At 40.0% G+C, this 10,484-nt stretch carries 11 protein-coding genes; 7 read left to right on the forward strand and 4 right to left on the reverse strand.

The features are described from left to right. Positions 1-16 precede the first annotated feature (16 nt). The 3 genes from IQ228_RS12825 to IQ228_RS12835 all read right to left on the reverse strand — a co-directional run bounded on the left by IQ228_RS12825 (position 17) and on the right by IQ228_RS12835 (position 1,277). Positions 17-469, reverse strand: coding sequence for a protein kinase (locus IQ228_RS12825; protein ID WP_027404022.1), 453 nt, complete (start codon positions 467-469; stop codon positions 17-19). A 153-nt stretch (positions 470-622) separates the two neighbouring features. Further along, positions 623-958 carry a DUF5615 family PIN-like protein gene (locus IQ228_RS12830; RefSeq protein WP_027404023.1) on the reverse strand — a complete coding sequence of 112 codons (336 nt, stop codon included), beginning with the start codon at positions 956-958 and terminating at the stop codon, positions 623-625. After that, positions 951-1,277 (reverse strand): DUF433 domain-containing protein, encoded by a 327-nt coding sequence (locus IQ228_RS12835; RefSeq protein WP_236630634.1) that lies wholly within the window; start codon positions 1,275-1,277, stop codon positions 951-953. Before IQ228_RS12835 ends, IQ228_RS12830 begins: the two co-directional genes overlap by 8 nt. A gap of 64 nt (positions 1,278-1,341) precedes the next feature. Here IQ228_RS12835 and fabG point away from each other — a divergent pair, with 64 nt between their 5' ends. Continuing rightward, positions 1,342-2,082 (forward strand): 3-oxoacyl-[acyl-carrier-protein] reductase, encoded by a 741-nt coding sequence (gene fabG / locus IQ228_RS12840; protein ID WP_027404025.1) that lies wholly within the window; start codon positions 1,342-1,344, stop codon positions 2,080-2,082. Between the two features lie 61 nt (positions 2,083-2,143). On the opposite strand, the gene IQ228_RS12845 is transcribed toward fabG, so the two are convergent. Then, entirely contained in the window at positions 2,144-3,226 is a 1,083-nt protein-coding gene (locus IQ228_RS12845; RefSeq protein ID WP_027404026.1) for an MraY family glycosyltransferase, read from the reverse strand. A gap of 163 nt (positions 3,227-3,389) precedes the next feature. Here IQ228_RS12845 and groL point away from each other — a divergent pair, with 163 nt between their 5' ends. The 6 genes from groL to IQ228_RS27145 all read left to right on the forward strand — a co-directional run bounded on the left by groL (position 3,390) and on the right by IQ228_RS27145 (position 10,420). Continuing rightward, positions 3,390-5,072 (forward strand): chaperonin GroEL, encoded by a 1,683-nt coding sequence (gene groL, locus IQ228_RS12850; protein ID WP_027404027.1) that lies wholly within the window; start codon positions 3,390-3,392, stop codon positions 5,070-5,072. Positions 5,073-5,932: 860 nt separating this feature from the next. Continuing rightward, the gene (locus tag IQ228_RS12855) at positions 5,933-7,474 is read left to right on the forward strand and encodes a YcjF family protein (RefSeq protein ID WP_027403814.1); all 1,542 of its coding nucleotides are present in this window, start codon (positions 5,933-5,935) and stop codon (positions 7,472-7,474) included. A 111-nt stretch (positions 7,475-7,585) separates the two neighbouring features. Continuing rightward, entirely contained in the window at positions 7,586-9,358 is a 1,773-nt protein-coding gene (locus tag IQ228_RS12860) for a serine/threonine-protein kinase (RefSeq protein ID WP_193963017.1), read from the forward strand. 24 nt (positions 9,359-9,382) lie between these two features. Next, positions 9,383-9,622, forward strand: coding sequence for a hypothetical protein (locus IQ228_RS12865; protein WP_193963018.1), 240 nt, complete (start codon positions 9,383-9,385; stop codon positions 9,620-9,622). A 569-nt stretch (positions 9,623-10,191) separates the two neighbouring features. Continuing rightward, positions 10,192-10,329, forward strand: coding sequence for a four helix bundle protein (locus IQ228_RS27140; protein ID WP_250636667.1), 138 nt, complete (start codon positions 10,192-10,194; stop codon positions 10,327-10,329). Between the two features lie 25 nt (positions 10,330-10,354). Further along, the gene (locus tag IQ228_RS27145; RefSeq protein WP_370566884.1) at positions 10,355-10,420 is read left to right on the forward strand and encodes a hypothetical protein; all 66 of its coding nucleotides are present in this window, start codon (positions 10,355-10,357) and stop codon (positions 10,418-10,420) included. Positions 10,421-10,484 lie beyond the last annotated feature (64 nt).

The following is a 10,484-nucleotide window of genomic DNA, read 5'->3' on the forward strand; positions in this document are numbered from 1 at the left end:
TGCACAAAATATGTCGTCATATTTTTATGAGAACGTGCCTGGAACAGATGCTTTCGGTGTAAACTACGGTAACACCAATAATTTTCTGGACAATCCCTCCAAAAATACACAGAATTAACACACTAGCCTCACTCCATTCTTGACCTGAAGTTATTTCATAACTCAAGTCTTGTCCATCAATGTATTCTTGAACAAGATAAAATTTTCTGTTTTCCTCAAAAAAGTCATACAGTTCAGGAATTTGGGAATGGGTTTTTCCCAACTTGAATAAGATTGCTGCTTCCTTTTTAAACCTTTCTTCTGTATCTAATTCGGATGTCGGGGGTTTGATAAGTTCTTTAACAACACAGTGATATTGGGGAGTAACAGGCAAATCAAACGGGTATTCAGCTAAATAGGTTTTGCCAAACCCCCCTTTTCCTAACTCCTTAGTAATTTTGTAACGCCGTTGTAATGTTTGCCCAATCATAATGATACAGAAGCATTTCTGTATATTTTGGCATAATTGCGCCAGAAAAAACAATTATTGACAAATATTTCCCAGAATAGATTAAAGCTATTATCCCTTCATTTCATAATAAGGAGGGTTTAAAAATACAAGTCTTTAAATGTTGCTTTAATTTCACAAAAACTCCACACGTCCTACCATCTCTTCAGGTGTCATCACCTCATAAATCAGAACCAAAGTTTCAATGACTTCTCCAATTGAACGAGTTCCTTTTTTACAGTATGTAATCCCAGGATGATCAAGCTGACGACTCGCAATAATCAAAAAATCTGTATCTTGGGTAAACAGCACTCGTTGCGTTTCCTGAATAAACCCTAATTGGACTTCATCGGATTGAGTACGTAATCCCACACTATTAGTTGTTGTAACATCAATTCCATAACGACGCAACCCAAGCGCGATCGCAGGATCAGCATTTTCATCTAAATGAAAGCGAATTTTTTCACTCATTTCTCAACTGTTTGAGCTTTTCTTGAAGACGTGAAGGATAATTTTGTTTTAGTACCTCAACCGATTCATCCTCTTGCACAGTGAGTGCATCAATCTCATCTCGATGATCAAAATAATAAGCCATTGCTGCATAAACAGATGCCAGAGACAAGTTATATTTACCAGCAATTTCTACCAGAGAATACCCCAGTTTTAAATGTAGAACTGCTATATCCTCTACTGCAATACGAGTACCAGCAATTCGGGGTTTTCCACTTCGGACATTAGCAGCAATTTCGATGTATTCTTGACTAACTAACTGCATCAATAAATTTTTCACCTCCGTCTAACTTAAAATTATAAGATAATTAGCGCGGTATCTCCACAAAATTGAGGAAAAATAGATGAGTTTATTAAAAAATCAGGTTGCAATAGTCACAGGTGCATCACGGGGAATTGGTAGAGCGATCGCTATCCAATTAGCCTCCCAAGGTGCAAAAGTAGTTGTTAACTACGCTAGTTCCAGCACAGCAGCAGATGAAGTAGTCGCAGAAATTACAGCAGCAGGAGGAGAAGCCATCGCCCTCCAAGCAGATGTTTCTCAAGAAAATCAAGTAGATACACTCATTAAAACCACCTTAGAAAAATTCCAGCGCGTGGATATCTTAGTCAATAACGCAGGTATTACCCGTGATACCCTGCTATTAAGAATGAAATTAGCAGAATGGCAAGCAGTTATAGACCTAAATTTAACTGGTGTATTTTTATGTACAAAAGCTGTAAGTAAAATTATGCTTAAACAACGTTCGGGGCGGATTATTAACATCGCTTCCGTCGCGGGACAAATGGGCAACCCTGGACAGGCAAACTACAGCGCAGCCAAAGCCGGAGTAATTGGCTTTACCAAAACAGTAGCTAAAGAACTCTCTTCTCGTGGCATCACTGTCAATGCCGTTGCTCCTGGTTTTATTACCACTGACATGACCAGCGATATCAAAGCCGATGGTATCCTGCAATATATCCCCCTGGGGCGTTTTGGTAAACCAGAAGAAATTGCTGGCATGGTGCGCTTTTTAGCATCAGATCCCGCCGCAGCTTATATCACAGGACAAGTATTTAATGTTGATGGCGGTATGGTGATGTAGTTTTATAATACTCAGATCCCCGACTTCTCAAAGAAGTCGGGGATCTATATCTGTACTCTATTCACGAATTATTCAACATTCTTTGCCAAAAGGTAAGGCCTAACAGCAAAATAATACCGACAGCAGTAGCCAGCATCACAGATAAACTCATACCCTGGACTTTCATCGCCAGCAAATTACAACCTAAAGTAATTGACCAGAGGGTAAAAGCTGCATTGCGTTGGGATAGTCCCCAAGCCAACAAGCGATGATGGATGTGGTCTTTACCTGGTGTACTCAGAGGGTTTTTTCCTGCCATCAGTCGGCGTACAAACACTTGAGTAGTGTCAATCACTGGCAACAGCAGAAATAAAACTGTGGGGATTAGGGCATAGATTGTATTTAACTGGAGTTTGCCTAAAATGCTGGTTGCTGCTAACACATAGCCAAAAAAGTATGCACCAGCATCACCCATAATGATGTGTGAGGGGTGAAAATTATGGCGTAAAAAGCCCAGCGCCGCCCCTCCCAAAGCCGCTAAAACCAAAGTAGCAGCAGCGCGATTATCAAACTGGGCAGACACGCCTAACAAACTGATAGCAGTGATAAAGCTGATTCCACCAGCCAAACCATCCATCCCATCCATGAGGTTAACAGCATTAGTGATCCCCACCACCCACAGCACCGTTAACGCCATAGACAAGAGGGAATCAATGGGTGTACCAAAGGCAACTTTGATGCTAATTCCATTACCAACCAACAAAAGTGCTGTTGTTACCTGCGCCCATAAACGCACAGATGGAGGTAAACCAAACTGGTCATCAATAAAGCCCACTAAAACTAAAATTGAACCACCCAGGAGAATCGTTAAGACCTGAGCTAAAACCCCTTGCAGTTCAATCGGTCGCAAGAGACTAGCTAAGACCAAAGCCGCAATGACACCCGCGTAGATTGCCAAACCTCCCGCATTAGGTAAAGGTTCTTGATTCAATCGTCGGGCGTTGGGTTGATCTGCCCAACCTACCTCTAAGGCAAATTTGCGAATTGTGGGAATTAAACGCCAGGTAACAACTAAAGCTAATAGAAACGTAAATACTACAGCTAACCAGCCGGAGCCGCTAGGGTCAGCAATGCCAAGGGATTTAAGGGAGTTTGCTAAGTTCATCTGCTCCCAATATAATCATTAGTTTTATGGTCAAACATAAGTATCAACTGTTAATATTAATCAATTTTGGGATTTTGATTGTTAATCTAAATTGGGGAAAGGGATTAGCACTCTTGGTCAGTGAGTGCTAAATTGTCTAATGGAAGCAATAGAAAAATAAAACATGACTAAGATTATTGCATTTAATGAAGAATCACGGCGTGCTTTAGAAAGGGGTATTAACGCCCTGGCAGATGCGGTGAAAATCACTTTAGGTCCAAAAGGTCGTAACGTCCTATTAGAGAAAAAATTTGGTATTCCCCAAATTGTTAACGATGGTATCACTGTTGCTAAAGAAATTGAATTAGAAGATCCTCTAGAAAATACTGGCGCTAGACTAATTCAGGAAGTAGCATCAAAAACTAAGGATATAGCTGGCGATGGGACTACCACTGCCACAGTTCTAGCACAAGCCTTGATTAAGGAAGGTTTAAAGAATGTAGCTGCTGGGACAAATCCCATGAGTTTAAAACGGGGCATTGATAAAACCGTTGAGGCGCTGGTAAAGGAAATTGCCAAGATCGCTAAACCTGTAGAAGGAAGTGCCATTTCCCAAGTTGCCACAGTTTCCGCTGGTAATGATGCTGAAGTGGGACAAATGATCGCGCTGGCGATGGAGAAAGTGACCAAAGACGGTGTAATTACCGTTGAAGAATCTAAATCCTTCACCACTGAACTAGAAGTAGTAGAAGGAATGCAGGTTGATAGAGGCTATATTTCTCCCTACTTCATCACCAACAACGAACGGATGACAGTAGAGTTTGAAAATGCTCGCATCCTGATTACCGATAAAAAAATCAGCAGCATTCAAGATTTAGTTCCCATCTTGGAAAAAGTTGCCCGTTCAGGTCAACCTTTATTGATTATTGCCGAAGATGTAGATGGTGATGCTTTAGCAACTTTGGTTGTGAATAAAGCGCGTGGTGTATTGGCGATCGCAGCGATTAAATCTCCTGGGTTTGGCGAACGTCGCAAAGCTATGTTAGAAGACATTGCCATTCTCACCGATGGACAAATGATTTCTGAAGACATTGGCTTAAGCTTAGATACTGCCACTTTGGAAATGTTGGGAACTGCGGAGAAAATCCACATTGACAAGGAAAATACCACCATTGTGGCTGGTAATGCTGCTAAACCAGAAATCCAAATTCGGATTGAGCAAATTCGTAAACAGTTAGCCGCAACTGATTCCGACTATGATACCGAAAAACTGCAAGAACGCATTGCTAAGTTAGCTGGTGGGATTGCCGTAATTAAAGTCGGTGCCGCTACAGAAACCGAACTCAAGGACAAAACCTTGCGGATTGAAGACGCACTCAACGCTACCAAAGCCGCAGTAGAAGAAGGTATTGTTCCTGGTGGTGGTGCAACCTTAATTTATCTATCTACCAAGATAGAAGCAATTAAAAACAGCCTCACCCCCGAAGAAAGAATTGGTGCTGATATTGTTAAAAAAGCTTTAGAAGCTCCCCTGCGGCAAATCTCAGAGAACGCTGGGGCAGAAGGTTCTGTCATTGTTGCCAGAGTTCGGGAAACTGATTTGAATATCGGTTATAACGCAGCTACAGGTGAATTTGAAGACTTAATTGCTGCTGGTATTATTGATCCCGCAAAAGTGGTTCGTTCCGCTTTACAAAACGCTTCTTCTATTGCCGGTATGGTACTAACCACCGAAGCCATTATTGCTGAAAAGCCTGAAAAACAATCCGCTGGGTCTCCTGATGGTGGCATGGGCGGTATGGGCGGCATGGGCGGTATGGGTGGTATGGGTGGCATGGGCGGCATGGGCGGCATGGGTATGTTCTAATTTGCCACTTTCCCAAATCCATAATTTATAAGTAACCGAATAACCCACCCCTAAACTTAGTAAGGGTGGGTTTTTTTAACTAAACCTCCAGGAGACCCCCACCAAAACTGTACTCAGCTTGGTGATGGGAGGAATGGAGGGTTAATTGTGAAACGTCCCTTGAGTAATTTTGTGCGCCAGCACAAACAATGAGAGGGACAGTTGAGCAATTAACAAATCTTTGATTTTCCATATTCGTAACCGTCCTTTTTGTGAGTCTAGTGGTCTTTTTTCAGTGTCTAAGGGAACACCAAAAATAAATTACCCAATTTTGTGGGATGGGCATCCTGCCCGTCCTTGGTAATTAGCGGGCAATTCGTCCCGCACCACAAGAAACTTTTGGGGATTTTTTTAATTGGAAGTCCCTAAAACAAATACTTTGGACATAATATTTTGCTCCGAAGAGCCTCCCCTTTCTGGGGTAATGTTAGCTTTGACAATGTTAGAGGTCGGTAACTATCTTAAAAGCACTGGTTTAACCCTTAAGCCTGTTTAACTTTTAAGTTCTAGAGCAGGGAACTAGCTACGCATCCCCTGGTAGGTCTTTAACTCTTACCTCTAACGTAGTTCGGTTAAGAACTGAGTCTGGTCAACTAGGCTTTTACAAGCTCTCACTTACCCGAAGGGAAGTGATGGGTGGTTGACATTGTAACTTGGCATTTAACTTTCCCATGAATTGAGAGCAGGTAGAAAATGGAGAATTTAACAGTCAGTCAATCAGGCAACACTACACATACACTTAAATATTAGTTTATCAAAAATTGTTGCTTTTTAGTTTCTAGCTGAGAAAACCACTATACAGGTAATAACTTCTATCCTTCATGCCTTTGTCTCGTATTGTTACACTAATTGTTGGCCTAATCGTCATTTTGGCGTTAACCCTATGGCTAATTGATTCTCTTTCCCGCTTGTACTGGCAGTTGTCCTATTCGCCGTTGTTGGGTAATTTACTATTATTACTGCTAGTTTTACTGATTGGTGGTTTGATTGCTGCGTTTATTTATTATGTATTGGTGCTGCGGCAGGGGGAGGAAAAATCCCGTCGTCAACGTCAAAGGGTGACTTCTGCCCAAATTCCAGCAGCTAAATCGGATGCGGCTTCTTCTACTTTGCAAGCGGTACGTCAACAAGTAGCCCAAATTCAAGATGAGGTGACACGCCAAGCTTTACTGAGTCGGACTAAGGAAATTGAGGCGAATTTAGCGAGAGGGGAAATTCAGGTTGTTGTTTTTGGTACTGGTAGTGCTGGTAAAACTTCTTTGGTGAATGCGATTATGGGGCGGATAGTTGGTGAAGTGAATGCACCAATGGGGACGACTCAGGTGGGAGAAACCTATTGTTTACGGTTGAAGGGTTTGGAACGGAAGATATTAATTACTGATACTCCAGGGATTTTAGAACCGGGGGTGGCGGGTACGGAACGGGAACAATTGGCTAGGGCTTTGGCGACGGAGGCGGATTTGTTGTTATTTGTGGTGGATAATGATTTACGCCGTTCTGAATATGAGCCATTGCGGGGGTTGGCGGAAATTGGTAAGCGATCGCTTTTAGTTCTAAATAAAACAGATTTATACACTGAAACTGACATAGAATCAATCTTGGCGAGATTACGGGAGCGAGTACGGAGTTTTATTGCTACTAATGATGTGGTGGCGATCGCTGCCAATCCCCAAATAGCCCAATTAGAAACTGGCGAAACTTTCCAACCGGAAGCGGATATTATTCCTTTGTTACGGCGTATGGCTTCCATTTTACGCGCTGAAGGTGAAGACTTAGTGGCAGACAATATTCTCTTACAGTCTTTACGCTTAGGAGAAGAAGCCCGTAAAATGATAGATTCTCAGCGTCGTCGGCAAGCTGATAAAATTGTTGAGAGGTATCAATGGATTGGAGCAGGTGTGGTTTCTGTCACCCCATTGCCAATGGTAGACTTACTCGCCACTGCGGCGGTTAATGCTCAAATGGTAGTAGAAATTGGTAGGCTTTATGGTTGCGATTTAAACATGGAAAGGGGCAAGGAATTAGCCCTATCTTTAGGAAAAACTATTGCTGGTTTAGGGATTGTCAAAGGGGCAATTGAATTATTATCAACTGCTTTGCAACTCAATGTGGCTACTTTTATTGTGGGAAGAGCAATTCAAGGGGTGACAGCCGCATATTTAACCCGCATTGCTGGGAAAAGTTTTATTGAATACTTTCGTCATGATCAAGATTGGGGTGATGGGGGGATGACAGAAGTTGTGCAGCAACAATTTCAGATTAATCGCCGCGATGAGTTTATCAAAGTTTTTGTGCAAGAAGCGATCGCTAAAGTCGTCAAACCATTAACTGATACCTTTGCAGAAAAAGAAGATCATAAGTAAAAACACTGAAATAATTATTAAATATTTCACATACTGAATTATTTTCTATAATTCCGGAAAATAGTAGCCGATGTCAGAAAAGATATAGAAGGATTTCTGAGTAATTAGATCATGAATAACCAAATGATCGGCAAACTATTACAAGAGCGTTACCAAATTGTTCAACCACTTAGTGCCGGAGTGTTTGGGCAAACATTTATCGCGGTAGATATGCACCATCCAGAAAAACCTAGATATGTTGTTAAACAACTCAAAGTTAACAACTATCAATCTACCTCCTATTTTGACTATCTCAGACTACGGTTTTTAACAGAAACTGAAACTCTCAAACACTTAGGTCGCCATCCCCAAATTCCCGAATTAATTACCTGCTTTGAAGAAAATGAACGTTTTTATTTAGTACAACAATTTATTCCTGGAGAGTCTTTAGCAGCAGAACTACCAACTAGCCCACAAAGCTCAAGTAAATGGAGTGAAATTGACGTTATTAAATTTCTAGAGGATGCCCTATATATTCTCGAATTTGTTCACTCTCAAGGCTTTATTCATTGCGATATTAAACCAGAAAACCTAATTAGACGAGCTATAGATGCCAGATTAGTATTAATTAATTTTGGCTCAATTCAACCAATAGATTTTAGTATTGAAACCGAATTATCCATAGATCAAATTCCTGTAACATCCTTGGGTTACATTCCTCCAGAACAATTCATTGGTCAAACTCAACCCAATAGTGACCTTTACTCCTTGGGCATAATTGCTATTCAGGCTATTACAGGACTTGCACCTCTGCAATTAGAAATTGATCCCAAAACCAATGAAATTATCTGGTGTGATGATGATACCCAAATTAATGATTATTTAATTGCTTTCCTCAATCAGATGATCCGTTATCAACATCAAGAACGGTTTCAATCCGCTCATGAAGCACTATGGGTACTCAAGCATATAGAATGGGTAAATAACCCAGCAGAAATACAAATATCAGAATCTCAATTATCTTATCAAACTATTGAAAAACCACATCAAAAATCCCAACCATTACTAGCAAAATTAAGATTAGGCTTATTAATTAATTCCGTTTTATTAGGGTTAGGAGTATATTCTTTATTTAATAATTCTCAAGCTTACTCAGCCACAGAAACTTTATATAAAGCCATAGCCAAATATCAATCTGGAGACCTACAAAAAGCAATTAATTTGGCTCAGTCAATCCCTCTTGATAGTAATATTTATGCAGAAGCACAAGCCTCAATTGAAGAATGGCAACAGCAATGGCAAAAAGACGCAGAGCATTATATTTCAGCAGAAAAAGCATTCAAAGAAAGTCGGTGGACAGACGTATTACCTCACGCGGCTAAAGTTACAGTTAATTCCTATTGGCAAGCAAAAATTCAGCCCCTAGTTGAACAAGCAAAAGTAAATATCGAAGCCCAAACACAAACATTATTAGCCAAAGCCTATGCAAAAGCTGAAGAAAGAGATTTCTCAACAGCTTTATATTACTTACAACAAATACCTGAAGAAAGCTCCGCTGGCACTATAGTTAAACAAAAATTAGCTGAATATAATCAAAAACGTCAAGTTAGATCGGGATATTATGTATATCAAGCCCACAATCAAGCATCTGTAGGTGACTTTTTTGGAGCAATTAAACTCCTGGAAAGAGTTCCCAAAGATACTGATGTCTATGCACAAGCAAGAGTCAAACTACAAGAATATTCCCAAAAGTTACGTCTACGTAATCAACAACAAGAATTAGCGACACTAAAAACAGTTCCTGTTATTGAAGTACAAAACACACCTACCGATAAACGCGCCGTTGAGCGTAGAGTATTTTTGCAACCAGAAGATTATTTACAGGAAGTAAATATTCGTAATTAGGGTTTGCTGATAGTCATTGGTGTCATGAGTTTAGATAATACAGTATCTAATTACGTAAATTCCCCAGTCACCTGGGCTGATTTGCTTCCCTGTCATCATAGCATCGCACTTCAGCAACAGCAAGAAGAAAAAGAGCAGCTAGAAGGAGCAATAAGTATGCTAGATGATAAACCCAGAATGGCGGTGGAGTTAGTATTTGTTAAACAATTAACTCGCAAGGATGCTGCTAAGAAGATTGGGGCTACACCAATGACAGTAACATGATATCTGCAAAAAGGTTTGCAACAGTTGATTACTTATTTACAACCAACCTCCATTGCGACTGGATCTTAAAATATTCGTAAAAATACGGAGATTTGTGGTTTTTGGCATTTTGGCATTTTTTCGACCTGTTACATTGCTATTGTGGGTACGCGAATGTCTTTGTGCGATAATTCCGACTTGCAGAATCCCTCGGTCTATAACCGGGGGTCTTTTTTGTCTATTCAATTAGATAGAAATGAATTAATTTTAAACGTTTCTACGGATAGATATAACTATATAAAAATAAAGTTAAATTCATAGGTGAACTAGTCCACATTCCAATGTCTTTAATCATAGCCTCCAGTGGTTTTCAAGCTGGAGGTAATTTTTTATCAATCTTTTATGATAAAGGTTTGAATGATAAATTTCCATCTACATCATTGAAATACTTTTTCTAGATTATCTTGTTCTCCTTGTAATAAAGTAGTTATGGCTCTACCGGACTTAGTATGCTAAAATAACGAAAATAGGGAACAGGAAGAATGTCGGATATTAATGACTTTAAAGACTTAATGATTTGGCAAAAAGGGATGGATATTGCTGAAAAGTGCTATTTCCTCACTAAACTTTTTCCCAAAGACGAGCTATATTCTATGGTTCAACAAATCCGAATAAGTGCAGTATCCATTCCAGCTAATATAGCTCTTATGATATGGGCGACGATATAGAGGAGAATATATAAGATTTTTAAACATAGCGCAAGGGTCAGTTAATGAATTAGAAACTCACCTAATTTTATCTAAGCGAGTAGGATTATGATCAGAAAAAAATATAGAAATGATTCTTAATTTGTTAAAAGAGGAAAGCAAAATAATTATTAGTC

Source organism: Dolichospermum sp. LEGE 00246 (assembly GCF_015207865.1).
GTDB classification, from domain to species: domain Bacteria; phylum Cyanobacteriota; class Cyanobacteriia; order Cyanobacteriales; family Nostocaceae; genus Dolichospermum; species Dolichospermum heterosporum.

What these genes read in the sequence shown, in the direction of transcription:
- IQ228_RS27140 (WP_250636667.1), top strand. Translation starts at nt 10,192, where the DNA reads ATGGATATTGCTGAAAAGTGCTATTTCCTCACTAAACTTTTTCCCAAA.
- IQ228_RS12845 (WP_027404026.1), bottom strand. Translation starts at nt 3,226, where the DNA reads ATGAACTTAGCAAACTCCCTTAAATCCCTTGGCATTGCTGACCCTAGC.
- IQ228_RS12855 (WP_027403814.1), top strand. Translation starts at nt 5,933, where the DNA reads ATGCCTTTGTCTCGTATTGTTACACTAATTGTTGGCCTAATCGTCATT.
- IQ228_RS12830 (WP_027404023.1), bottom strand. Translation starts at nt 958, where the DNA reads ATGAGTGAAAAAATTCGCTTTCATTTAGATGAAAATGCTGATCCTGCG.
- IQ228_RS12860 (WP_193963017.1), top strand. Translation starts at nt 7,586, where the DNA reads ATGAATAACCAAATGATCGGCAAACTATTACAAGAGCGTTACCAAATT.
- fabG (WP_027404025.1), top strand. Translation starts at nt 1,342, where the DNA reads ATGAGTTTATTAAAAAATCAGGTTGCAATAGTCACAGGTGCATCACGG.
- IQ228_RS12825 (WP_027404022.1), bottom strand. Translation starts at nt 469, where the DNA reads ATGATTGGGCAAACATTACAACGGCGTTACAAAATTACTAAGGAGTTA.
- IQ228_RS12865 (WP_193963018.1), top strand. Translation starts at nt 9,383, where the DNA reads ATGAGTTTAGATAATACAGTATCTAATTACGTAAATTCCCCAGTCACC.
- groL (WP_027404027.1), top strand. Translation starts at nt 3,390, where the DNA reads ATGACTAAGATTATTGCATTTAATGAAGAATCACGGCGTGCTTTAGAA.